General features: G+C 71.0%; 20 protein-coding genes and 1 pseudogene. 11 read left to right on the top strand and 10 right to left on the bottom strand.

All coding sequences use genetic code 11. The features are described 5' to 3' along the window. Nucleotides 1–94 precede the first annotated feature (94 nt). Nucleotides 95–835 carry a DUF4142 domain-containing protein gene (locus tag OHU34_RS44330; protein WP_107446381.1) on the top strand — a complete coding sequence of 247 codons (741 nt, stop codon included), beginning with the start codon at nucleotides 95–97 and terminating at the stop codon, nucleotides 833–835. On the opposite strand, the gene OHU34_RS44335 is transcribed toward OHU34_RS44330, so the two are convergent. The 3 genes from OHU34_RS44335 to OHU34_RS44345 all read right to left on the bottom strand — a co-directional run bounded on the left by OHU34_RS44335 (nucleotide 824) and on the right by OHU34_RS44345 (nucleotide 3,345). Beyond that, a complete protein-coding gene (locus OHU34_RS44335; RefSeq protein ID WP_331733404.1) occupies nucleotides 824–1,510 on the bottom strand; it encodes a hypothetical protein in 687 nt (228 codons plus the stop codon). The two genes, OHU34_RS44330 and OHU34_RS44335, sit on opposite strands and share 12 nt — an antisense overlap. Nucleotides 1,511–1,691: 181 nt before the next feature. Continuing rightward, nucleotides 1,692–2,222 (bottom strand): MarR family transcriptional regulator, encoded by a 531-nt coding sequence (locus OHU34_RS44340; protein WP_331733406.1) that lies wholly within the window; start codon nucleotides 2,220–2,222, stop codon nucleotides 1,692–1,694. A 34-nt stretch (nucleotides 2,223–2,256) separates the two neighbouring features. Continuing rightward, the gene (locus tag OHU34_RS44345; RefSeq protein ID WP_405772672.1) at nucleotides 2,257–3,345 is read right to left on the bottom strand and encodes a PP2C family protein-serine/threonine phosphatase; all 1,089 of its coding nucleotides are present in this window, start codon (nucleotides 3,343–3,345) and stop codon (nucleotides 2,257–2,259) included. Between the two features lie 172 nt (nucleotides 3,346–3,517). Here OHU34_RS44345 and OHU34_RS44350 point away from each other — a divergent pair, with 172 nt between their 5' ends. Then, the gene (locus tag OHU34_RS44350) at nucleotides 3,518–4,039 is read left to right on the top strand and encodes a nitroreductase family deazaflavin-dependent oxidoreductase (protein WP_331733412.1); all 522 of its coding nucleotides are present in this window, start codon (nucleotides 3,518–3,520) and stop codon (nucleotides 4,037–4,039) included. A gap of 340 nt (nucleotides 4,040–4,379) precedes the next feature. Beyond that, nucleotides 4,380–4,817 carry a hypothetical protein gene (locus OHU34_RS44355; RefSeq protein WP_331733414.1) on the top strand — a complete coding sequence of 146 codons (438 nt, stop codon included), beginning with the start codon at nucleotides 4,380–4,382 and terminating at the stop codon, nucleotides 4,815–4,817. A 282-nt stretch (nucleotides 4,818–5,099) separates the two neighbouring features. On the opposite strand, the gene OHU34_RS44360 is transcribed toward OHU34_RS44355, so the two are convergent. The 3 genes from OHU34_RS44360 to OHU34_RS44370 all read right to left on the bottom strand — a co-directional run bounded on the left by OHU34_RS44360 (nucleotide 5,100) and on the right by OHU34_RS44370 (nucleotide 7,291). Further along, nucleotides 5,100–5,636 (bottom strand): copper resistance protein CopC, encoded by a 537-nt coding sequence (locus tag OHU34_RS44360; RefSeq protein WP_331733417.1) that lies wholly within the window; start codon nucleotides 5,634–5,636, stop codon nucleotides 5,100–5,102. Between the two features lie 32 nt (nucleotides 5,637–5,668). After that, a complete protein-coding gene (locus tag OHU34_RS44365) occupies nucleotides 5,669–6,229 on the bottom strand; it encodes a superoxide dismutase family protein (protein ID WP_405772675.1) in 561 nt (186 codons plus the stop codon). Nucleotides 6,230–6,520: 291 nt separating this feature from the next. Continuing rightward, the gene (locus OHU34_RS44370) at nucleotides 6,521–7,291 is read right to left on the bottom strand and encodes a hypothetical protein (protein ID WP_331733423.1); all 771 of its coding nucleotides are present in this window, start codon (nucleotides 7,289–7,291) and stop codon (nucleotides 6,521–6,523) included. 370 nt (nucleotides 7,292–7,661) lie between these two features. Between OHU34_RS44370 and OHU34_RS44375 the strand changes: the two genes are divergently transcribed. The 6 genes and pseudogenes from OHU34_RS44375 to OHU34_RS44400 all read left to right on the top strand — a co-directional run bounded on the left by OHU34_RS44375 (nucleotide 7,662) and on the right by OHU34_RS44400 (nucleotide 12,190). Further along, a complete protein-coding gene (locus tag OHU34_RS44375) occupies nucleotides 7,662–8,195 on the top strand; it encodes a TerD family protein (protein ID WP_331733997.1) in 534 nt (177 codons plus the stop codon). Nucleotides 8,196–8,638: 443 nt separating this feature from the next. Further along, entirely contained in the window at nucleotides 8,639–9,154 is a 516-nt protein-coding gene (locus OHU34_RS44380) for a hypothetical protein (RefSeq protein WP_331733999.1), read from the top strand. A 107-nt stretch (nucleotides 9,155–9,261) separates the two neighbouring features. After that, nucleotides 9,262–10,696: pseudogene (locus OHU34_RS44385) on the top strand (flotillin family protein). Nucleotides 10,697–10,837: 141 nt separating this feature from the next. Next, complete coding sequence (locus OHU34_RS44390) at nucleotides 10,838–11,185, top strand: hypothetical protein (protein ID WP_405772678.1); 348 nt, start codon at nucleotides 10,838–10,840, stop codon at nucleotides 11,183–11,185. 152 nt (nucleotides 11,186–11,337) lie between these two features. Next, a complete protein-coding gene (locus tag OHU34_RS44395; RefSeq protein WP_331733428.1) occupies nucleotides 11,338–11,829 on the top strand; it encodes a CBS domain-containing protein in 492 nt (163 codons plus the stop codon). Between the two features lie 79 nt (nucleotides 11,830–11,908). Continuing rightward, nucleotides 11,909–12,190: a hypothetical protein gene (locus tag OHU34_RS44400; RefSeq protein WP_331733432.1), complete on the top strand. Its 282-nt coding sequence runs from the start codon at nucleotides 11,909–11,911 to the stop codon at nucleotides 12,188–12,190. Here the strand turns inward: OHU34_RS44400 and OHU34_RS44405 are convergent. The 4 genes from OHU34_RS44405 to OHU34_RS44420 all read right to left on the bottom strand — a co-directional run bounded on the left by OHU34_RS44405 (nucleotide 12,187) and on the right by OHU34_RS44420 (nucleotide 20,013). Then, nucleotides 12,187–12,414 (bottom strand): hypothetical protein, encoded by a 228-nt coding sequence (locus OHU34_RS44405; RefSeq protein WP_331733435.1) that lies wholly within the window; start codon nucleotides 12,412–12,414, stop codon nucleotides 12,187–12,189. The genes OHU34_RS44400 and OHU34_RS44405 overlap by 4 nt on opposite strands. A 63-nt stretch (nucleotides 12,415–12,477) precedes the next feature. Continuing rightward, nucleotides 12,478–17,337 carry a DNA repair ATPase gene (locus OHU34_RS44410; RefSeq protein ID WP_331733438.1) on the bottom strand — a complete coding sequence of 1,620 codons (4,860 nt, stop codon included), beginning with the start codon at nucleotides 17,335–17,337 and terminating at the stop codon, nucleotides 12,478–12,480. Between the two features lie 75 nt (nucleotides 17,338–17,412). Then, a complete protein-coding gene (locus OHU34_RS44415) occupies nucleotides 17,413–19,458 on the bottom strand; it encodes a flotillin family protein (RefSeq protein WP_331733441.1) in 2,046 nt (681 codons plus the stop codon). A 120-nt stretch (nucleotides 19,459–19,578) separates the two neighbouring features. Then, complete coding sequence (locus OHU34_RS44420) at nucleotides 19,579–20,013, bottom strand: hypothetical protein (RefSeq protein WP_331733444.1); 435 nt, start codon at nucleotides 20,011–20,013, stop codon at nucleotides 19,579–19,581. 364 nt (nucleotides 20,014–20,377) lie between these two features. On the opposite strand from OHU34_RS44420, the gene OHU34_RS44425 reads away from it, so the two are divergent. Continuing rightward, on the top strand, nucleotides 20,378–22,342 hold the full coding sequence (locus OHU34_RS44425) for an NAD-binding protein (RefSeq protein WP_331733447.1): 1,965 nt from the start codon (nucleotides 20,378–20,380) through the stop codon (nucleotides 22,340–22,342). A 483-nt stretch (nucleotides 22,343–22,825) separates the two neighbouring features. After that, nucleotides 22,826–23,887, top strand: a complete 1,062-nt coding sequence (locus tag OHU34_RS44430) for a helix-turn-helix domain-containing protein (protein WP_331733450.1) — start codon at nucleotides 22,826–22,828, stop codon at nucleotides 23,885–23,887. The last annotated feature ends 10 nt before the right edge of the window (nucleotides 23,888–23,897 follow it).

Genomic DNA, 23,897 nt, shown 5'->3' on the forward strand with positions numbered 1-23,897 from the left:
GCCACCTCGTGCAAAATTTGCCTGCTGCAATGATCCGGGGGCGCCGCACATCCGTACCTCTTGTCGTCCGCACTCCTCTCGTCCGGAGGCACCCATGCCCACATCGCGCAGCAAGATAGGAACGGTCTTCGTGGTCGGCGCTCTCGGCCTGACCCTCAGCGCTCTCGCCTACCCGGCCATGCTCGGCATCCAGACCACGTCGAGCGACACTTCCCGCATCATCGCCAACACCCAGTTCGGCCCGCTGACGGAGGCGGACCGCGACTTCGTCGTCAAGGTCCGCGCGGCGGGCCTGTGGGAGTACCCCCTGGGAGAAATGGCCATGGAGAAGGGCTCGACGCCGGAGATGAAGGAGGCCGGCAAACACCTCATCGTCGGGCACGCCGGTCTGGACGCGATGTGCCTCAAGATCGCGCCCATGTTGAACGTCACGCTGCCCAATCAGGCCAGTCCGCAACAGCAGCAGTTCGTGGCGACCTCGGCGGCGGAGTCCGGCAGGCAGTTCGACAGCACCGCCGCCAACATCATGCGCGTCACCCACGGCCAGATCTTCCCGGTCATCGCGAAAATCCGCGCGACCACCAGGAACACCCTGGTCCGTCAGCTCGCGGACCTCGCCAACGACACCGTCCTGGACCACATCACCGTTCTGGAGAACACAGGCGTGATCAACGGCGAACTGGTCAACTTCCAGCAGTCCACCCCGCCGAAGCTCCCGAAGGATCAACTCACTCCGCCCCCACCCCAGCCCGGCGCCCCCGTCATCGTCCTCGCCGCCCGCCCTGACCTCAACGTCAACACTTCATCCCCGACGCCCAGTCCGTCAGCCGGATGATCCTTCGGCGCCGGCGCCGGCGCCGTTCCGTCGGCCGGCCGACGGAACGGTCATCCGGTACGAGCGCACGACCGCGACGACCGTCGCCGCGGCGAGAGTGGCCGCCCACCCGCTCAGGCCGAGCACCGCACGCGACGCCCCTGCTCCCGCCCCGACACCGCGCGGAGGCACCCGTCCCCGCGGGTCGTAGACGACGGCGAGGGCGTCCCCGGGGCGGGTGGCCTGCCCACAGCCACGCCAGACTCGCACCTGCAGCGGCACCCCACGCCCGTCGGCCACGGAGCAGAGATAGCGGCCACGGCCGCCCCGCACCGCCCCCTCATCCCGCACCGACGTCACCACCACGGACTGCACCCGCCCCTGCTCCGCCAGTACGACGCCGGCGGCGGCCTGCGGCGCCTGCGCCGCGAGGCAAGCCGCGAGCACGGCGACGACGCCCACCAGCGCCCGGCCCGCCCGCACCACGATCAGATGGACAACGAGCGCGAGCGCACACACCATGCCGACCGCGCCGTCGGCCATCCCCGGGCGCCCCGTCCAGGCCCCGAAGACGGACGTGCCCACGATCCCCGCGACGGCCAGCGCCGCCGCGAGAACGCCTTCCCCGACCAGCCACCATGGAGGGAGGCCGACGAACTCGGCAGGCCCCCAGACGGTGGCACGCAGATGGGCCATCAGACGGGGCTCCACATCCCGGGACGAGCGACGCCACCGGCGCATGCGCCATTCCCCCCTCTCCCGACCCGATGCGGCGAACCCCGCTCGCACTTATTTGCATTATGCAAAAAGTCGAGGAGTCCGGGAAGGGCGGGCCCGTCCGCCATTCGGCCGGCGCAGAGCGCAGGCGGCCGGGGGCTTACGCCTCTCGGGCCACGTCCGCCCCCCAGCCGAGCGGATGCGGCTCCGGATCGTCCATGTCGGGGGCGGGCGGCTCCCCTCCCGCCTCGTTGAAGGCTCCGAGGGCCTCGACGAGCGCCAGCCGCTGCGTCGGTCTGAGCCGTGCGACGATCGCGGCGATCTCCTCACGCCGCCGGGCGGTGACCTCCTCGACGGTGCGCCGCCCCTCGTCGGTGAGCTGCAGCAGGGTCTCGCGGCGGTTGCCGGGGTTGGTCTGGCGGTCGGCGAGCCCGGCGGCGATGAGCCGGTCCACCATGCGCATGGCCGTCGACGGCGCCACCTGGAGCAGTTCGGCCAGGGCGACCAGCTTGGTCGCCCCGCGGCTGGAGAGCACGACGAGCATCCGGAACTGCGCGAGGGTCACTCTCTCCTCGACCGCTGCGATCGAGCGGGCGGAGACGGCCACCAGCAACCGGGACGCGGTCAGCACCGCTCGGGTGACCTCGTCGACATCGTCCATGGCCCCCACGGGGCTCTCGTGCTGCGGCATACATCCTTTCTATCGCGCCGAAGCACCTGCTCACTCACGCGTCGCGAACAGATTTTCCCTTCCCATGACCATGGAAGCGCAGCAGGAGCATGGCCGCGTCGTCGTGCGGAGGGCCCGCCGTGTGCCGCACAAGATCCTCCCGCAGGGCTTCGAGGGCCAGTTGCGCGTCGGGTTCCTTGAGCAGGTACGCCCGGTCGGCGAGCGGATAGAAAGCCCCCTGCTCGTCCCGGGCCTCGCTGACGCCGTCGGTGTAGAGCAGGAGTTGCTCGCCGGGCTCGAAGTCCACCCGGTAGGGCTCGGGTCCCTCGGCCCCGTGGAAACCGAGACCGAGCGGCAGCGCGTAGGCGGGCGGCTGCGGGAAGCCCACCGTGCCGTCCTGGCCCACGACCATGGGAGGCGGATGACCGTAGTTCAGGAAGACTGCCCCGCCGGCCGAACCGATCTCGGCGAGGACGGCAGTGACGAACTTCTCACCCTCCAGCTCACGGGCCACGCTCCGCTCCAGCCGCTCCCCCAGCCCCACCAGGTCGCTCTCGTCGTGGGCCGCCTCCCGGAAGGCGCCGAGGACCACGGCGGCCGTCTCCACCGCGGCCAGGCCCTTGCCCTGGACATCGCCCACGATGACCCGGACACCGTGCGGGGAGGCGACCACCTCGTACAGATCCCCGCCGATGCGCGCCTCCGCGACGGCGGAGGTGTAGGAGACAGCCGCCTGCAGCGGGCCGGCCGTCCGTGGTACCGGGCGCAGCAGCACCCGCTGGGCCACCTCCGCGATCGACCGCACGCTGGCCAGCTCGGCCTCGCGGCGCGAGCGCATCACGGCGGCCGCGACGCCCGCGCCCGTGACCCCGGCCACCGAGATCAGGGCGGTGAACCCGCGGCGTCCTTCGAAGAGGCCGTCGTACAGGCCGAGAGCCAGGCAGAGCACCAGCGCCAGCACGCCGATCAGTGCGGTACGCCGCCAGCCTCCGACCAGCCCGGCGAAGGCGGGACCGAGCGAGACCAGCGGCAGGAACCCCACCCCGGGGCCCGCCACCACGTCCGCCACGGCCACCACACCCATCGCGGTCACAGGCAACCAGGACAGGAGCCGGGATCCGGACGCCTGCCGGCTCATGATCATGAACGTCCTCCTGAAGTGGTCGCGGCGCTCGAGAGCGGCCTTCTCTCTCCGCCGACGCGCTCTCGCATTTAGACTATGCAATGGTTGTCCTGCTGAAGCGGCACCCATACCGGCCCTTTACTCAATCGAGGCCGTACAGCGGCACCTCCGACGACACTCCTGGAAGGCGACGATGCCCCACAGAGGAACCCATGGCACGCGCCCTCAACTCCCCACCGGCTGGCGGCGCCTGGTCGCGCGCGCACCTGTCCTCCTCTTCCGCGCCGGACTCGGGCCGGCTCTCGGCAGACGGTTCCTTCTCCTGCACCACGTCGGCCGCACGACGGGCCTCGACCGCCACGTCGTCCTCGAAGTCGTGGCGCACGAGACCCTGCGCCCCGGCTGGACCGTCGCCTCAGGCTTCGGCCCCGGTTCGGACTGGTACCGCAACCTGCGCGCACACCCGAAGACCGTCATCCAGGTCGGCAACCGCTACCACGCCGTCACCGCCCGCTTCCTCTCCCCCGACGACGGCGCCCAGATCATGGCCGACTACGCCCGCCGGCATCCCCGTACCGCCCGCCGCCTCTGCGCGTTCATGGGCCTGCCCGCCGACGGAAGCGAGACGTCGTTCCGCGACGCGGGCCGGGCCATACCGTTCGTCCGCCTCGAAGCTGCCGACGGACACCGCCCGCAGAGCCGCAGACGTAGGTGACGCCCTCGCCGGAGACATGCAAGGAGCCTTATCCGGCGGCGCCTTCCTCCTGCGGGGCGACGTGATCTCCCCGAGCCCGGAGGGCGCGTTCCCTGTCTCGTGCACACGACGCAGCCAGATCCGCTGCGGCTCAAGCGCGGGCAAAGCCTCCCCATGAAACGGCACATAGACTGGCGATCTTATTTTGCATTGTGCAATGATTGCGTGGGGGAGCCGAGCCGACGGCCGGTCGCCGCTTCGGCGCCCAGGAGTGAAGCTGACACATTTGATGCGGCACGGAACGACGTACCAGCCGTCGGCAGGCCCCCGGAACCGGCCAGAAGGGAGATGGGCAGGCACCGTGACTGCGCCCGAGCCCACCGGCCCCACCGATCCCGAGAGCGTCTGGCTGAAGTTCCTCAACGACAGCGAAGAAGCCATTCGACGCTCCGCACCACGGGAACCCTCAGCACAGGAACGGCTGCTTCTGCGCGCCAGGCCCCCTGTCCGCCAAGCCGACTCCGTCGGTGACGTCTGGCAACCTGACGACGACTGGCCCGGACCGGCATGGCAGGACCTGAGCGCCCGGGAAAGGGTCCGCAGAGTGCTCCGCACCCTCGGCGCGGTCGCCGCCGTTGTCGCACTGCTGGGAATCTTCTCCTGGCTGCCCCGGGGCGCGCCGGGACTCTCCGAGGAACAGAACACCCCCACGGCAGGACAGTCGGAAAGCATCTTCGAGTCGCCGACGACCGAGGGCGCGCTTCCCTCCCCGCTGCGCCCCCGAGGCAGCGACGAGTAGCTCGGCCCGGCACGCCTGTCGCGGCGACCGTGTGAGAACCCATCGACCAGCAGACGAGTTTGCCGACACCCGGCAATCGCACCCCTGCCACAGTGCACGTCAACGGCCTGCCAATGCCGCGTAAGAACTGCGCCAAACCGGCACACCTGCTGAGCGCCGCCTGACGGCCCACCAGCCTCTGATCTGGGGGCCGTGGCGCGTAGCAGGATCCCTCGCGTGTCGCGGGTACCCGCTCGGGCCGCACCCGCCTGAGCGCGGCCCGAGAGATGAACAGGCTTCAGGTCATTCGGCGGCTCCCCCTTCCGCCGGCAGCCCTGTTCGGCGTCGTCTGCGGACGGCGACGACCCCTCCGCCCGCGATCACGGCGACGGCCCCGGCGAGAACGGCCGTCGCGGTGGTGCGTCCGAGGCCCAGGACGGTGCCGGCCCCGCCGGTGTCCGGCGCGGGCAGGCTCAGATCGGCGCAGGCGGACGGGGGCTCGACGGGCTTGGCCCCGTCCATGACCTCGAACTGGAACGCGCTGGTCTGGGCGTCCCCGTCGCCGGCGGTAATCGTGTAGGTGAGGGTAACGACACCCACGGGCAGCGGGGAGACCGCGGCGCACGCGGTGCCGCCGTCGGTGATGACCGGCGCTCCGACCGGGACGGTCGTGCCGTCGGCTCCGACCATGCCGATCTTCGGCGGGACGCCGGAGTTCAGGTCTTTGAAGGTCAGCGCGACGACGTCGGTCCCGGCCGCGACCTTGGCGCCTGGTGCCGGTGTGGCGTCCTCGAGTGCGGTGTGGGCGTACGCGGGTGTGCCGCCGAGAAGCAGCAGCACACCCGCGCACCCGAGCGGTCCTGCCGCCGCCCTCAGAAGTCGAAGTCCGCGCATGCGATCCGGTTGTCCTGTGCCTCGCTGGGGTGGACGACGATCGCGACCGCGTCCTTGCCGGTCTTGCGGGAATTGTTCACTGTCGTCATTCCCATCCCGGACTTGTCGGCGGTGAACATCAGGTGCACCTCGTTGGGGGGCGTGGTCGCGCCGCCCTTCTCGAACCGGAAGTGCTCCCCGCCGTTCTTGGCGGAGCAGTGCTGGGCGTGCAGATGGGCCATGTAGGAGGCGCCGGGCTTGAGACCGGTCAGGGACACGGTCACGGTGGTGCCCTTGGAGCCCTGCGCGAGCCAGGCGCTGCCCGCGACGTCGTCCATGCCCGGCGGGCGGGTGTCGAGAAGCGTGAAGGCGCCCTTGACCACGGTCGCTCCGGGGATTTTGTCGGCGGGGGTGGCGGACGGGTCCCCCATGTCCATCCCCGCCATCCCGTCCATGCCCTTGGCGGAGGACGAGGCGGAGGCCGAGGAGGCGGCTTGGGCGGAGGCGTGGTCCGCCGAGTCGCCGCCGCAGCCGGACAGCAGGACGGACGTGGCGGTCACGAGGACGCCGAAGGCAACGAGCCGGGGTCCACGGCCGAGGGGCCGGGGGGACCGCGGATCAACGGCCGCGTGTGCGGGCACGGATATGGCGTGGTGCATCAGAGAATCTCCCGATCGATGGGTGGGCTGCGGGCCCCGCCACGACGCGGCGCTTTCGGCGGACACCGAACAGCTCGCGCGCCGGACGAAGGGCACGCCGAGGCCGAAGTGGACGGCCGACGCGCGTGAACGAGCACGTCGGCCATGCGCCTGCCCCGGCCCAGCACCCGAGCCCGACACCGGAAAGTGGCTTCAGGGCCGTACGACGGGCAGGGGGCTGGCAGACAGACGAACGACTGCTAAACCCGCCGACGGCGGCCCTCTGCGGACGACGGCATGCCTCAGCAGTACGGGAGCGGTCCGCGCCGTCTCCCCCTCGGTCATGGCTGCGCATACCGAGGGGGCCCGCCGGTCGAGAGCGGGGTGCGCGAGCACGCGGCAGATCCGTCGCAGCGGCGCGAACAACACCACGGCCAGGGCCCGGCCCACCTGGTGTGCGGCTGCCTCGCCTCGGCACAGCCACAGTCCGCACACGACGGCGGCCAACAGATGCGCCAGGTACATCCCGCCCGAGCCCTGTCGAGCGACGACGGACTCGAGGAGCAGGGCGAAAGGGGCTCCGGGCATCCCGGCGTGCCCCAGGGTCAGGCCCGCATCCGAATGGTCCATGTGCACGGACATGCCGGAATGGGAGAACATGATCCCGTGGTCCATGCCCGGGGCTCGTCCGACGGGTGGCAGGTCGGCCCGTCCACGGACGAACACGTGGGCCAGATCGAACAAGAGGTGCAGCAACCCCTGCGCGACGACGGTGGCGCCGACCACGGCGGCGGCCCCGCGTTCCCCGCCGGTCAACCACCAGGCGCCCCAGGCCGTCCCGGCCAACGCCGATCCCAGGGTCCACCAGGGCAGGACGTCACCGGACATCACGGCGTGGCCCAGCGCCGTCGTCACCACGCAGACAGCCGCGAAGACACCGGCCCGCAGCAGACGCGGGGCACGGGCGCCCTCCCGGTTCTGCATCAGGTGACCTCCCCGGCACCCGCTCCGCCGCCGCGGCACCTCCGGGACATCCGACAACTCCTCGAACCTGTGGGCTTCCTGTTTCATACGGACGACGGCTTGCCCGCGTTCACACACAGGGTGTGGCGTGTGCCGCGTCGGCAGCCAGCTGCGACCACCTGGAACGGGCTTGGAGCACCGATCGGCGGCCACTCGCGCCCGTGGAACACCGATGGCCGGAGCTCCACGGGCAGCGAGGTGACACTGGGCGGTGTGCGAGCACGCGCCGCGCTCCACGGAGCCACCGGGCTTCAACGGGGTGGCGGCAAGACATACTTGGCATGCGGGAGACATCGCGCGGTTGCTCGACAGCGAAAGAGGCGGCAATTCGGTGAGCAATCGCAGCAACCGGCTGGAGAAGGTCGAGGTGCGGCTCAAGTGGGACCCGAGTCCCCGGAATCAGCCTCCTCATCATCTCGACATCATCGCCGCCACCTACTCGGCGGACGCCCCCTACGGGCGGCCGGTGTACATCGTCCACTTCGACAGCCGCTCACCGGACGGCACCATCAACATGAGCCGGCACAGCCAGACCGGCCAGGGCTTCGGCTACGTCGAAGCGATGACACTCGAACTCGACCGCCTCGCCCCCTCCTTCGCACGAGTGGTCGTGGGCGTGGCGATCCACCAGAACACCGGGCCCAAGACCTTCGGCGACCTGTCGAACGCCGGAGTTCTGGGCGTCGAGGGGTATGCGGAGCTGCTCAAGGACGACTTCGCGAAACTCGCCGGAGCCACCGCCGGAACCGTCGCGGAGTCCGTCAGGGACGCCTCCGGAACATGGGAGTTCCACGAGATGGTCCGCGGGTTCGACAGCGAGCCGATCGTCTTCAGCACGGAGATGGGCTCCGCCCCGCGCCCCTGACCGCACCACCGCACCACCGCACCACCGCACCACCGCACCACCGCACCACCGCACCACCGCACCACCGCACCACCGCACCACCGCACCACCGCACCACCGCACCACCGCACCACCGCACCACCGCACCACCGCACCACCGCACCAAGAGATACGGCCGGCCACCGTGCCCACGAACACCACGCATCCCCTCGTCCGACGGCGAGGGCGGCGGACGGCGCTGCTTACCCAGGGATCGGGACGTTGCGCCATGCTCCGGCAACCTCGCTCGGCACCCCTCGGGGGGCATGAACCAGTTCCCCCGGCTGGGGAGCGCGCCGGACGGTGCGGAGTCCGGCATTAAAGAAGCGTAAAGATTGCCGGGAACAGGCAATGTCAGCACCACCCGAAACGTGTGAGCATGCACCCGACGACGCGGCGATGCGATGGACGGGTGGTGTGGGCGGATGGGCTGGTTTCTTGGTATCGGCATCGCGGGAGTCGTGCTCCTGCTGCTGTCTCTCGTCCTCGACGGCGTCCTCGAAGGACTTTTCGACGGCGTCGGCGTGCTGGACGGTCTCTTCGACGGTCTGCTCTCGCTTCCAGTCGTCGCCGGGTTCGTCTCCATGCTCGGCTTCTGTGGTGCGATCGCCATGGGCGCCACGGGTGTGGGCGCGGTCGGTGCGACCGCGATCGGCGTGCCGGCCGGGCTCGTCACGGGCTGGCTCGCGTACCGCCTCAGCCAGGTGCTCCTGCGCGACCGGTCCGGTGCGGCTCCACGCGACGTCGATCTGATCGGTGTCTCCGGATCCGTGGTGACGGCGATTCCGGTCGACGGTTACGGCGAGGTGCTGGTCCATCTGGCCGGGCAACCGGTGAAACTCTCCGCGAGGAGTCCGTCGCCGGTCGCCCGCGGGGCCGAGGTCTGGGTGGAAGGGACGCTGTCTCAGACAGCGGTGTCCGTACGCCCCGTGGAGCGCTGACCGCACCGCACCGCCGAAACTCCCGACGCACCGGCAGCGCCGGTGCCCATTTCTTCACACAAACCGTATCGATCCGCCGTCCCCTGGGAGGGCTGAGGGGAATCACCATGAGTCCAGTCGTCTTCGCCGTGGTGGGAGTCGTCGTACTCCTCGTGCTGCTCGGCCTGGTCGTCGTCACCCGTTACAAGGTGGCCGGCCCCAGCGAGGCGTTCATCGTTACCGGCCGGCGCGGCAAGCAGGCCACCGACCCGGAGACCGGCCGGGTCTTCACCGACAACAGCGGGCAGAAGGTCGTGGTCGGCGGCGGTGTGTTCGTCGTGCCGTTCGTGCAGCAGAAGTTCACCCTCGACCTGTCCTCTCGGCACATCCCGGTCGCGGTACGCGGCGCGGTCACCCTGGCGTGGCGTCAAGGCGCACCTCGAAGGCGTCGCCATCGTCAAGGTCGGCGGCAGCGAGGACTCCATCCGGGCCGCCGCCCAGCGTTTCCTGATGCAGCAGGACGGCATCGTGGGCTTCACCCAGGAGGTGCTCTCCGGCGCGCTGCGTGCCATCGTCGGCCGGATGTCGGTGGAGGACATCATCCGCGATCGCGCCGCCTTCGCCGGCCAGGTCGCCGAGGAGGCCGAGGCGAGCCTGTCCGGGCAGGGCCTGGTGCTGGACGCCTTCCAGATCCAGGACATCAGCACCGAAGGCTCCTACCTGGAGGACCTCGGCCGACCGGAGGCCGCTCGCGCCAAGCAGGAGGCCGACATCGCCGAGGCCGTCGCCCGCCGCGCGGCCGAGCAGGCCCGGCTGAAGGCCGAGGAGGAGATCGCGATAGCCCAGCGCACTTTCGCGCTGAAGCAGGCCGAGATCAAGGCCGAGACCGACGAGGCCGCCGCCCGGGCCGCTGCCGCCGGCCCGCTGGCCGAGGCCGCGCGATCGCAGGAGGTGCTCGCCGAGCAGGAGAAGGTCGCCCAGCGGCAGGCCGCGCTGACCGACCGCGAGCTGGACACCAAGGTCCGCAAGCCCGCCGACGCCGCCCGCTACCAGGCCGAGCAGGAGGCCGAGGCCCGCCGCATCGCCTTGGTCAAGCAGGCCGAGGCGGACGCCCAGCGGTCCCGGCTCACCGGTGAGGGCGAGAAGGCACACCGCGCCGCGCTCGCCGACGCGGTCCGCATCGAAGGCGAGGCCGAGGCCGCCGCGATCGGCGCGAAGGGCGCCGCCGAGGCGGAGGCGATGCGGAAGAAGGCCGACGCGTTCGGCCAGTACGGCGACGCGGCCGTGCTCCAGATGCTCGTCGAGGTCCTGCCCCAGGTCGTGGCCAAGGCATCCGAGCCGCTCAGCGCCATCGACAAGATGACGGTGATCTCCACCGACGGCGCCTCCCAGCTCTCTCGCACGGTCGCCGACAACGTCGCCCAGGGCGTCGAACTCCTCAGCTCCACGACCGGAGTCGACCTCGCCGGACTTCTGAAGAACCTCACCCAGCGAAACAGCGGCCCGCAGCCCGAGGCCGCGGCGTCCGCCGAAGCCAACGGCAAGATCGAAATCACCGGCTGACGTCGCTACCGGTAGTGGAGTGAGTCCGGTCGGTTGCGAACCGCCCGGGCTCCACGGAGAGGCCGGGGCGTGCTGGTCGCCGGCCGAGCGGCCGCGAACATATTGCGGCCGCTCGGCCGTCGCGAAGAAGGAGTGTGGGACGTGTTCCTGTGGGCATGGCTGATCGGCTGGTCCGCCTTCGTACTGCCCCTGTCGATCGCCTCCCTACGGGGCTGGGCGCCCAAGCGTGTCCGCAGCCGTACGACTCCATGGGGCATCCGTGTCCGGGGCGTCGCCCTGCTGGTGATGTGGGTCGGCGGGCTGGTCGTCCCGCTGGGACGGTGGGGCGGGCTGGTCGGCGAGGACGCGATGTTCCTGCTACCCGTCGTACAGGTCGGTCTGCTGCTGTTCGCGTCGGGACTCATCGCCGGCTCCCAGCTCGGTGACCGGTTCCGCCGGAGCGCCGCGCGTCCACCGGCCGGCGACGAGGGCATCGGCGATCGGTCCTGATGGCGTCGCCACGGCCCGGCAGCGGCCTCTTCTCCCCCACCCTGTGGTTCTACCGGTGGCGCCGCGTATGTTTCGCGTCAATGACCTGGCCCGCTCGCCGCTGACGTAAGACGGTGAGTACAGGAACCTTTCCAACAGACGAGGAGCCCGCCATGCGCGCGCGTGACCTGGCGGCCGAGTACGAAACGGTGAGCGTCGACGGCGATGCCATGGAGGCGGCCCGGCTGATGGCCGAGCACAGACTGCCGGCCCTGCTCGTGGTGGACGAACGGGGCGAGCCGAGGGCGATCCTTCCCGCCTCCCAGATGATCAAGATTCTGGTGCCCGCCTACGTCATCGAGGACCCCGCTCTCGCCGCCGTCATCGACGAGAAGCACGCCGACCGACTCTGCCAGGCCCTGGCAGGCAGACGCGTCGGGGACTGCCTGCCCCACGAGGCGGCCCCGCCGCCGATCGCCGACCCGGACGACACCGCGCTGGAGGTGGCCGCGCTGATGGCACGGGTGCGCAGCCCACTGGTGGCAGTGGCGGAAACGGCGAAGGGCAGGCACAAGGAAGGGAGCACCCGTCTGCTGGGCGTGATCACTGCCTCGCATCTTCTGCATGAACTCCTCGGGGCCACGGCACCATCGGACTCCTCGTGACGGCAGTCGGGCCGGTCGGTATCGGGGCTTTCCCCCTGCTCCGGCCCGCCATTGGTGCGCTCCAAGAAGGAACTTCGCTGTGCGTTTGGATGAGAACGAACCCGTCTTCCAACGGAGCAAGTGGGGGACGAACCGCTACGAGTACAACCCGAACAACCCCGTGGGCCTGGCCTTGATCGTGCTGAGCGTGGCCTTCGCTGCCGTGATGCTGATCCTCATGCACAACCACGCAGGACCCTTCGCCTTGCCGCCGGACCCCACCCCCGCGTCCTGGAGCCCGCCGCCTGACATGTCACGGTGGGCGCTGCCGGCGGGGATTCCGTCGACGGACCCGACCCCCGCATCATCGGACAGCCCTTAGCGCGAGTCGCGATCCCTCAGGCCGCCGATCGTGCCGGTCCCGTTGAAATGCCGGCGGGCGTGGGCTTGGCGTCGTGCGTCGCGGATCCCCTGTGTCGCGGCCGCCTCGATGCGACGGGCCTCAGGGCTGGAGCCCATACGTCGCCGCTCGCGACGGAGCAGCACGGAGATCGATGCGGCCAGCACCAGTAAGAGCGCCGTGGCGACCATCGCCATGTAGAGCATGTGTCCTCCTGTGGTCAGGGGCCGGCGCGGCGGTTCGGTCGGCCCCTTGTGAAATGCGGAGAGCTATTCCTCGCACGGACGGACCGCGTGCCGGGCCGACGGGTTGGCCACGAGGTGGCGTGGGTCGGCGGCGCGGTTGATGGCGGATTCGACGGCGGCGATCCGGTCCCCGAGGAGGCCGAGGGCGGCGATCGCCCGGGTGAGCTGGTCGTCCTCCGGTCCGCCGAGCGTTCGAGTGCGCAGGTGGGCGGTCTTGACGTCGGCCCAGCGGGCGGCCTGCTCGGCGGTGAGCGTGCCGCGCAGTTCGGCCAGCTTCAGCAGATTGGCCTCCGCGCCGGTGGTGAGGGCCTGGGCCTCGGCCTTGTAGTGGTCATCGATCAGCGCGGACAGTTCGGCGTCGTTCATGACCGGCTGGATGCGCTGGGCGATCTTGTTCATGTTGCGGTACGAGCCCTGGAGCTGGAAGGGCGGTTCGGTTCGTGTGGCGTCGGACTGGGCCGCGGAGGCGATGTAGGCGCTGTTCACCGCCATCACGGTGTCGCGAGCCGTGAGCAGATGGCGCAGCACGGCCAGGATGCGCTCCAGTTCGGCGGGCGTGAAGGGGTGTGTGAGACGGTCGGCGCGGGCCGTGGTGTCGCCCTGGGCGAGCCGGACCAGCAGGTCGAGGTCGGCGCGGTCGCGGCCGGCGAGCGGGGCGAGCACAGGGTTCGCGGTCAGGGCGTTCTCGATGAAGCTGAGCGCGAAGGCGTCCTGCTTGCCGGTCAGGACGTCGCCGAGGTTCCAGATGTCGGCGCGGTTGGCGAGCATGTCGGGGATGCGGAAGCGGGCGCCGGACTCGGTGTAGGGGTTGCCGGCCATGCAGACGGCGAAGCGCTTGCCGCGCAGGTCGTAGGTACTCGGCTCCCCGTCCCGTACGCCCTCGATGCGGCGGGTGGCGTCGCACAGCGGGATGAACTTCTGTAGCAGCTCGGGCGAGGTGTGCTGGATGTCGTCCAGGTAGAGGAGGGTGTTGTTGCCGACCGCCAGCGCGAAGTTGATCTTCTCGACCTCCTGTCGGGCCGTGGCGTTCGGGGCCTCGGCCGGGTCGAGGGAGGTGACGGCGTGGCCGAGGGCGGGACCGTTGACCTTCACCAGGATCAGGCCGAGGCGGTCGGCGACGTATTCCATGAGGGGCGTCTTGCCGTACCCGGGCGGGGAGATGAGCAGGAGCAGGCCGCCGGTGTCGGTGCGCTTGGACTCACCGGTGGTGCCGAGCTGCTTGGCGAGGCTGTCGCCGATCAGCGGGAGGTAGACCTCGTCGATGAGCCTGCTGCGCACGAACGAGGACATGATCCGCGGCCGGTACTCGTCCAGATGGAGCCGGGCGTGCTCGGCGGCCACCAACTCCGTACGGCGGCGCTGGTAGGCGCGATGGCCGAGGACGTCGTGTGTGCTGAACGCGTGGGTGCGGGCCAGGAACTCGTCGACGCGGACGAGCAGGGACCGGTCGATGATGCGGGGGTGGACGCCGAGCAGCCCATGGACCGTCTCGGTCATCTGCGCGTCGGAGCCGTAGCGGGCCAGGCCGGGGCAGAGTTCGGCGGCAACCGCCTCGGCCAGGTCGCCGGGGGTGACGTCCGTGCCGGTCGAGGCGGTGTAGGACGACAGCCACGCCTCGACGAGCTGCTTGCGTGCGGCCAGGTCGCCGAGTGCAGCGAGATCGTCGTCGTAGGCCGACGAGCCCACCGTGCGGCGGAACTTCTCCAGCAGGGTGCGCGCACTCCCGCTGACGACGAATCCGTCAGGGCCGCGCGTCAGCTCCTCGAAGAGGTAGGCGGCCGCCGCTTCCGTGCCGATCGCCTCCGCCAGCTCCTGCCGCAGGTCGTCGATCGCCGGCGTCAGGCCGAACGTGTCCCGTGCACGGGACAGTGAGACCGCGCGCCGCTGCCAGTCCTGCCGAGCCTCGTCGGTCGTTCCGTGGGCCCAGAACAGCTGGGCGGCGGCACGCGCCGCAGGCTCGTGGCGAAGGGGGCCGGCGTCCGCGTACAGGCGCAGGAGGGTGGTGAGGATCAAGGCCGCGTCGTGGTCGTGGACGCCGCGCTCGTATCCCTCGTCGTACGCCGCCTCCGCGGCCTGTCGTACGAGGGCGGGCAGCTCGGCCTCCTCCAGGGCCGCCGGGCCGTGCTCGTCCAGCAGCCGGGCGGCGAGGTATTCGGCGCGGTAGACCTCGGGCGACTCCGACGGCAGTGGACGGTCCCAGTACGGGCGGGTGGCGGTAAAGCCGGGGTCGGTGACAGGCGAGCGGTAGTCGGTGCCCGTGAGCGCGAAGGCGAGGGTGTCGCTGTGCGGGACGAGGGTGAGGTCGAGGGGCTGGGTGTTGACGGCGAAACGGTGGGTGCCGAGGCGGAGGGTGCGGCCGTCGTCGGTGTAGAGGTCGGTGCGATCACGCAGGGAACGGAGGGCCTCCTGACGGGCGGCCTTGAGGCGGCCGTCGAGTTCCTCCGCCTTGACCTGGTCGCCGAGTTCGCGCAGTTCGTCGGCGACGCGGCGGACCTTGGCGACCATGGGATCGGAGGTGAAGTACGTCGTGACGGCGTCCGTGTCGGCGAGCGTGGCGGCACGACGCGTGACGGTCCTCAGGACGCGGGCCGCCGAGTCGGCGAGGCGTTCGGCGCGGCGGGAGCGGGCATCGGCGAGGGTCTGCTTGCGGGCGGAGAGGGTCTCGTGGACCTCGTCGCGCTTGTCGGCGAGGTCCACGAGGAAGTCGTCGAACTCGGCGAATCGGGACTCCAGGTTCTCGAGCTGGACGAGCATGCGGGCGAGTTGCTCGTCGCACGCCTCGGGGCTGTCCGCGACGGCGAGCGCGCCGGTGACCGACTGGCCCAGCAGGGCGAACTCGGCCGCGAACTGTGATCGTCCCTCACGGTCCAGGAGTGCGCGACGGCGGCCGTCGAGAAGGGCGCGGGCGCGGTTGACGCCGCCCAGGACCTCGGCGATCCGTTCCAGAACGGACGTCCGGACGGTGGCGTCGCCGATGTCCAGCCCGGCGACGACCTCGGTCACCGTGCGCAGGCCGTCGGCGAGTTCGTCGAGGCGGGCGGCGACGGACGCGGCCTCGGCGACGGTGGCGATCGCCTCCGCGTCGGCGATGAGCTGTTCAACGTCGGCCCGGTGGCCGGCGAACGCGTCCTCGCGCGCGAGGCGGGCCACGGCCCGCTGTCCGAAAGCGGCCAGATCGGCTTCCGCGTCGGCGGCGAGTTCGTCGAGGCGCGCGGTGTCGGCGTGCCGCATGTCCTTGAGGGTGAGCAGGTGGCCCTGGGCTTTGCGGAGTTCGGTCAGGCCGGTGACCCAGGCGGCGGCGCTGCGCGGGGCCTCGCCGCGCAGACGCCGTACGACGGTGGCGACCCGCTCCGCGGCCTCCGTGAGCGCGTCCGCGGCCTGCCGGGTGAGTGCCTGGACGGTCTCGAACTCGGCCAGTACCTGCTCGGCCGTCGTCCGCACCTGGGTGAGCGGTTCGTGCAGGTCGCCGAGTTCTGGCTCGCCCAGCCAGTGGTGGGAGTCGGCCGCCCGGACGCAGGCGGCGGTCAGTGCCTCGTACACCTCGCTGGTCGGGGTGGTCTCGGTGACGGCGCGGGTGATGGACAGGCAGTCGGAGATGCCGCGCACGAGGTCGGCGTTGCCAAGCCGGGCGAGCGCGCCCGTGCCCGCGGGCCTTGCGGCGGCGTGGGTGTCGGAGACGAAGGGTGAGTTCCAGAGCTGGACGGGGTGGACGCGCTGCGGTTCGTCGCTGTCCGCGCGCAGGACGACGAGCGCGCCGTCGTCGAAGAGGGCCCAGCCGTGGCAGGACAGCGCGGCGGCCTCCTTGCGGATCACGTTGTACGGCAGCAGCAGGCTGCGGCCCTCCACGCGCGCGTGGAAGGCGAACAGCACGTCCTCGCCGTTGGGCGAGCGGACCACGCGCTCGAACTCCAGGCCCTCGGTGACGACCGCGTCGAAGGTCTTGTACGCGCCCGTGGCCAGGCAGTAGCCGCCGGGGAAGAGGATCCCCTGGTCGTCGGGCAACCGACGGCACGCCTGCCCGATGCCGTCCAGTCGGACGACCGTCCTGGTCAGGGTGTTGAACACCAGGTGGCGGTCGGCGTCCTCCTTGTAGGGGCGGATCCGCAGCAGGATCAGGGCCCCCACGCGCGCGTACGCGATGTCCGCGTCGGCGAGGGACTGCAGCGGCTCGTCGACGGCTTCGGCGTAAACACCCTCGCCCGTCTCCGTGTTGTTCTCGACCTTGACGGTGAGGGTGCCGCCGACGGTCTCGACGAAGACCTCGCCCTCGATGGAGACGTGTGGGTGGCGGCCGAGGACGTGGTCCTCGCGGGCGGTCCGCGTCCACGCGAAGTCGTGGGCGGGCGGGAAGACGTGGTCGCGCTCGCCGCGCGCGTCCAGGAAGGACACCCGGCCGTCGTCGGTCACGGCCCAGCGCAGGACGCGGATGTCCCCGGCCTTCTCACCGGTCTGGAAGACGGCCAGCAGCCTGCCGTCGACGCGGCGGAGCTGGAGGAGGTGGGCCTGCCGGTAGTAGCGGTAGAGGGCGGCGAACTCCCGGAGGAAGGCCGGGTCGTCGAGCAGGCCGGGCACGGCGTCGTCCGGCAGCCGGTTCAGGTCACGGTCGTGCAGCGCGAAGACGTCGGCGACGGTCTTCTCCGGCCCCCGGCCGAGGAAGACGTTGTGGCCGAAGAGCAGAACGCCGCCGACGGAGACGATGTCCCGGGGTACGCAGGTGTGCTCGGTGCGCAGCCGCTCGGTGCCGGCGAGTTCGAGCCGGGTGGAGCCGAACTCCTCGGTACGGCGAGCGTTCAGCGCCTCGGCGCGGCGGGCGAGTTCGGCGGCCTGCGCGGTGAGGCGGTCGCGCAGCACCTCGTACGTGCCGGTGTCCAGGCCGGTGGTCATGGAGTCCCTCTCAGAAAGTCGGAAAAGCGGTCCGGAGCTGCCGTCCCCTGTGCGGCAGCTCCGGACCGCGGCCTGTCAGACCCTGGCGCTGCCGTTCAGGGCCGCGAGCGAGGTGTCGGCGACACCCAGTTCGCCGGCCCTGCTGAGCAGCTGCTCCAGAGCGCCGGAATCGGCTCCGCCCGTCTTCATCAGCTTCATCAGCAGCGCGGAGACGGTCAGGTTCTGCACGTCCGCCGTGGAGACCGAGCCGAGGACGCGGCTGAGGTCGTCGGTGAAGCTCGACGAACCGTCCAGCCAGGGCCCCGCGAGGGCCTGGGCCGTCTCGGAGTGCTGGACGAACCCGTCGACGCTCTTGCCGAGCGCGATCGAGGAGACGAGGCGGTCGAAGAAGACGGACTCCCCGCCGACGATGTTGATGTCGGCGTTCTCCAGGCCGGTGGCGAGGATCGTGGCCTGCGCCTCGGCGACGTGCTTCTGCATGTCCAGTCCGGCGAGCCGGATCTCCTTCTCGGCCTGGAGCCGCAGCCGGTACTCCTCGTGGCCGCGGGACGCCTCGTCGAGCGCGGCCATCGCCGCTGCCTTCTCGGTCAGGCCGGCTGCCTCCGCCTTCAGCTTCTCGCCGATGCCCTCGGCCTCGGCGAGGGCCTTCGCCCGGACGCCCTCCGCCTCGGCCCGCATGCGCGCCTCGGCTGCCTCGGCCTCCGCGCGGCCGGCCTTCTCGATGACCTCGGCCTCCTTGTCGCGCACTTGGACGGCCGCGAGGCCCTCGGCAGCCGTCTCGGCCTGGATGCCCTGGGCAAGGCGCAGCTTGGCCTGCGCGTCGAGGTCGGCGCTCTTCAGCCGGGCCTCGGCGAGGGTGAGTTCCTCGGCGGCGCGGTGGACGGCGGCCTGCTCGGCGGCCTCGGCGGCCTTGATGTCCTTGACCAGCTTCTCCTGCGCCTCGGCCTCGGCGGCGATGATCACGGTCTGCCGACCGCGCTCGGCCTCCTCCACGGCCCGCAGCTTCTTGATGGCCTCTTCCTGCTCTGCGACCGTACGGTCCACGGCGACCCGCTCGCGGATGACCTCGGCGATCTCCCGCTTCTCGCCCTCGACCTCCTTGGATGCGGCGATCTGCGTCAGTTGGGTCTCCCGCTCCCGCGCGATGACCTCGAGGAGGCGGTCCTTCTCGATGCGCTCGTTCTCGATGGCGATGACCCGCTCGCGGTTCTTCTGCGCGACGGCGACCTCGCGGGCCTGGTTCTCCCGCTGGATGCCGAGCTGTTCCTCGGTCTTGAGGAAGGCGGACTGCGCCCGCAGGCGCTCTTCCTCCGTCACCCGTGCCGTCTCGGCCTCCTCACGGGCCCGCACGGTGTCGATCTCCCGCCGCTGCTTGATCTCGGCGTCGGCCTGCCGGCGTTCCAGCTCCAGGATCGCTTCACGCGCGTCGACGTTCTGCCGGGTGATCTCCTTCTCCTCCGTGCGCTGCGCCTCATTGGTGCGCACGTGCTCCACGGCCGTCAGCTCGGTGATCTTCCGGATGCCCTGGGCGTCGAGGACGTTGGCCGGGTCGAGCTGGGTCAGCGGCGTCTGCTCCAGGTAGTCGATCGCCGCGTCCTCCAGGTGGTAGCCGTTGAGGTCGATGCCGATCAACTCGATAATCTTGTAACGGAGTTCCTCGCGCTTGGTGTAGAGGTCGGTGAAGTCCATCTGCTTACCGACCGTCTTCAGCGCCTCGGAGAACTTCGCGTGGAACAGCTCCTGCAACGTCCTCTGATCGCTCGCCCGCACGGTGCCGACGGCCTGGGCGACCTTGATGACGTCCTCGACGGTCTTGTTGACCTTCACGAAGAACGAGATCCGGATGTCCGCGCGGATGTTGTCCCGGCAGATCAGCCCCTCCTTGCCGGCCCGGGTGATCTCGATCGTCTTCACCGAGATGTCCATCACCTCGGCCTTGTGCAGCACCGGCAGGACCACCTGACCGGTGAAGGTCACATCGACCTTGCGCACCTTGGAGACGATCAGCGCCTTCCCCTGCTCCACCTTGCGGAACAGCCGGGAGACGACGAACAGCACGGTAGTGACGACGAGCAGGCATGCGGCGATGAGCACGCCGACGCCCACGGTGATGGCATCCATACGAAATCCTTGAAGTCTGCGAGGAGTTGACGCCTCGACGGCGAGGCGGGTGGCCTGCTCGACCGCGAACAGGCGCGTCAGGCGTGACAGCGCGGTCAGGCCGTCGGGCCCGTGGACGGCTCAGCCGCGGGTGTGGGGACTGCCGGGGTCGTACGGAGCACTGCTCGCCGCAGCCCGCCGATACAACCTGGGGCTGCCCGGGAAAAGCCTGGCAAGGGAGGCCGCGCACCTTCGTGTCACCGGCCAGGCGACGAGGACGGACAAAACGAGCAGTGCGACCCGGGCCGCGGCACCACCGGGACCGGTCAGGCGTGCCAGCTCCATCAGAAGTGTTCCCGTGAGGCTCACGAGCCAGGCACTCACGATCACGACGGAGGCCGCGACGGCGACCGGCACCCCGCCGAGCGACCTGGTCAGCGACGGGGCGTCCGCGTCGAAGGCGCGCAAGTCTGCCCGGCCCAGCAGGACCAGCAGCCAGAAACCGAGAGCGACGGCCAGGGCCGAGGTGAGAGTGACGGTGGGGAACCGTACGGCTGCGTCGACGATCTGTGCCATGTCCTCGCCCCCGAGCCGATTTCCCGAGTCCCAGCACCCACCCTGTCGCCAGGGCGCGGCGCCGGGACGTGCTCCCCTTGTTTCCGCTGCCCCCATCTTGAACTGCCCCTGTCGTGTGGCGCATTGCCGTGTTCCGGCAGTCTTGATGTCTCCTTGATGCCGGGCAACGACAACTTCGGCGAGTGCCGGGCCGTTGTCTACCCTTGCCGTCGTCGTCCGGCCTGGTCGACAGCAGCATCGGGGAAGGAGCAAGGGTGGGCCGAGTCGTGTACGGAGCCGTAGGAGGCCGCCGGGTGGTGGACGGCCGAGCAGAGGGAGGCCGGCTCTGCAGCCACGTCGGTACCGTCGGGAGGCGGACCCATTCATGAGGCGCGTTCCCTCACTTCCCGGCCAGACCCGGCACCCGGCGCTTCCGGGCCACATGGTCGTGTGCGGCGACGACGCCCTCGCCGAACGCCTGGCCGCCGAGCTGCGTGAGCTGTACCGCGTGCGGGTCACCGTCGTCGTACCGTCGCTGCCCGGTACCGGCACCGCAGGCACCGGAACGGAGAGATGGGCGGCGGCGGCCGCTCTGTTCGCTCGCATGCAGGCGGTCGTGAACCGGGCCTCCGCCACGGACCCGGAACCGGGCATCCGCGTCCTCCAGGCCGCAGTCCTCGACGAACAGGCGTTTGCGGACGCCGGTGTCGCGCGGGCCGACGCCCTCGCGCTCGTCCATGACGACGACGAGACCAACATCCGCGCCGCACTCGCGGCCCGCCGCCTCAACCCCCGTCTGCGCCTGGTCATCCGGCTCTACGACCGCAGACTCGGCCGGCACCTGGCCGACCTGCTCGACCAGGCCGCCGCGGTCGCCTCTCCCGGTCTCGATCCGACCGTCCTGGACACCTCCACCACCGTCCTGTCCGACGCCGACACAGCGGCCCCCGCGCTGGTCGCCACGGCCGTCACGGGCACCAGCAAGGTGGTCCAGGCCGATGGACTGCTGCTGCGGGCCGCGGAGCGCACCCCGCCGCGGCCGGGCCAGGTCGCCGCCCCCGGCCTGTGCACGCTCGCCCTGCTCTCCGCCACCGCCAACGACCCGGCCGGAACGGAGGGTTCGGACGCCAGCGGACAGGACGGTCCGTTGCTGCTGCCGGACGAGGACGCGGTGGCCGCCGCGACGGGGCGCGGCACCGTCGTCCTGGAGACCGTCACCCACGTCGGCCCCACGCGTCCGTCCGGCCGTCTCACCGGCCGTGGCCTGCCGCTCGGCTCGCTCTTCTCGCGCCGCCTGCGCCGGTCCCTGGCCGGGCTCGTGCTGAGCGTCCTCGGGCTGGCCGTGGCGTCCTGGCTCACGACCGGCGACCACCCCCTGCACGCCGCCTACCTCACCCTCCTCGACCTCTTCGCCATCGGCGACCCCGCCGTCGGTGAACCCACCGCCCGCCAGGTCCTCCAACTCCTGTCCGGGCTGGCCGGGCTGCTGCTCCTGCCCGTGCTGCTGGCCGCCGTGCTGGAAGGGCTCGGCACCTTCCGCACCGCCTCCGCGCTGCGCCGCCCGCCGCGCGGCCTGTCCGGCCACGTCGTCCTGCTCGGCCTTGGCAAGGTCGGCACCCGTGTCCTGGCCCGGCTGCACGAACTCGGCATCCCTGTGGTGTGTGTGGAGGAGGACCCCGAGGCGCGCGGCATCCCCCTGGCCCGCCGCCTGCACGTGCCCACCGTGATCGGCGACGTCACCCAGGAGGGCGTCCTGGAGGCTGCGAAGGTCCACCGCGCCCACGCACTGCTCGCCGTCACCAGCAGCGACACCACCAACCTCGAAGCCGCCCTGTACGCCCGCTCCGTGGCGCCCCGACTGCGCGTGTCACTGCGCCTGTACGACGACGCCTTCGCGACCGCTGTCCACCGCACCCTGCGCGCCGCCCACCCCGAGGCCCTCACCCGCAGCCGCAGCGTCTCCACCCTCGCCGCGCCCGCCTTCGCGGGGGCCATGATGGGCCGCCGGATCCTCGGCGCCATCCCCGTCGAACGGCGCGTCCTGGTCTTCGCGGCCCTCGACGTCGCGGGCCACCCGCAGTTGGAGGGCCGCACGATCGCCGAGTCGTTCCGTCCGGGAGCCTGGCGCGTCCTGGCCGTCGACTCCACCGATCCCGGCGACCGCCTGCCCGACCTCGCGGTGGCACCGTCCCACGACGGCACGGAACACTACGGCGGTCTCCTCTGGGACCCGCACCTCGGCTACGTTCTCCACCCGCAGGACCGGGTAGTCCTCGCCGCCACCCGCCAGGGGCTGGCCGAACTCCTGGGAACGCACCTGCCGGACCACCCGAGTACCGCCAGTCCATGAAAGGCCCAATCACCGGCGAACTCCCCACAGGAAAGGTCCTTTGGGGATGAAAAGAGGCTCAGCCGCAAGGCGCAGCAGCCCGACGGCACCAACTCGGGCATCCAGAACAGCGGATCCATGCAGAAGGTGCAGAACCAGCCAGGAGCCTTCAACTCAAGCCAGACTCAGGACAATTCCGGCATCGGGCGGGACGAGTTACCGGGCGTCGCCGCAACGCGCTGACGCCCGGCGGGATGGCAAGACCTTCTGAGCCCGGCGGCAGCACCACAAAGCAGCGCGGGCTGCCGGGAGGGGCAGAGCCCGGCGTACGCGGAGATCGACGCCCCCCGTGCCCCGACCGCAGGCGCCACCATCACCTCGGTATCAGCGAGGGAATCCGATCCGCCGTTGATGCCAGGCTCCTCCCACCTCCCCTGATCTGTCAGTCTTGTCCAGCGTGCGTCAGGAACGCGTCGGCAAGGCGCCAAGAACACGGGAGGACGTGTGACAGGGCGGGAGGTCCCCGACGAGTATCTGGACGGGTATGTCCAGATACTGACCGAGGTGTGCGCGACGGGTCGCCGCTTCACCAGGGACGAGTTGGAGTCCCTGCGGACGCGGGGGGAACGCGCCGCGGAGGCCGGCTTCGGCCTGCGGGCCGTCCTTCGTCGGCACTTGGCCGTGGCCCGCGACCACTGGCCCGAACTCTCCGCCGCGGCGGGTGATCGCGCGCTCGCCGCCGTCGAGCTGGCGATCGACGCCTTCGCCGAGGGACACGAACGGGCGCAGCTGCTCGCCGTACGGCAGGAGGAGGCGGTGCGGCGCGAGTTCATCGACGACCTGCTCTACGGCCGCAGCGACCTGGGCCGCCTGTCCGAACGGGCCGAACGCTTCGGGCTGCTCCTCTCTCGCGCCCACGCCGTCGCCGTCGCGCAAGGCGGCAAGCCCGTCGAGGAGACCGACCCGGCCACCCGGCAGGTGGAGAGCGCCGTGGTCGGCCGGTTCGGCGAGCGACGCATTCTGCTCACCACCAAGGACGGCAGGCTGATCTGCATCGCGCCGGGGGACCAGGACGACGTGCTGGCGTTCTTCGCCAAGCAGGCGTACGCGGCCACCGAGGGCGGCCAGGTCGCCATCGGACGTCCCCACCCCGGTGCCGGGGGCGTCGTCCACTCCTACGAAGAGGCGCTCAACGCCCTCGACCTGGCAGACCGGCTGCAGATCCACGAGCCGGTGCTGCGCGCGGCCGACCTCCTCGTCTACCCGGTCCTGACCCGCGACCGGCAGGCCATGGCCGACCTCGTCGGCAACACCCTCGGCCCGTTGCTGAGCGCACGAGGCGGCGCCCGGCCCCTCGTCGAGACGCTGACGGCGTACTTCGACTCCGGCTGTGTCGCCGCCGAGGCGGCCCGACGTCTGAACCTGAGCGTGCGGGCCTTCACCTACCGCCTGGAGCGCATCCACAAGCTCACGGGTGCCGACCCCGGCGATCCCGTCCACCGCTACACCCTGCAGACCGCGGTGATCGGGGCCCGGCTCCTCGGGTGGCCCGACGACGAGGTGTGACGGCCGACAG

The sequence above is a fragment of the Streptomyces sp. NBC_00080 genome (genome assembly GCF_045041255.1).
Taxonomy (GTDB): domain Bacteria; phylum Actinomycetota; class Actinomycetes; order Streptomycetales; family Streptomycetaceae; genus Streptomyces; species Streptomyces coriariae.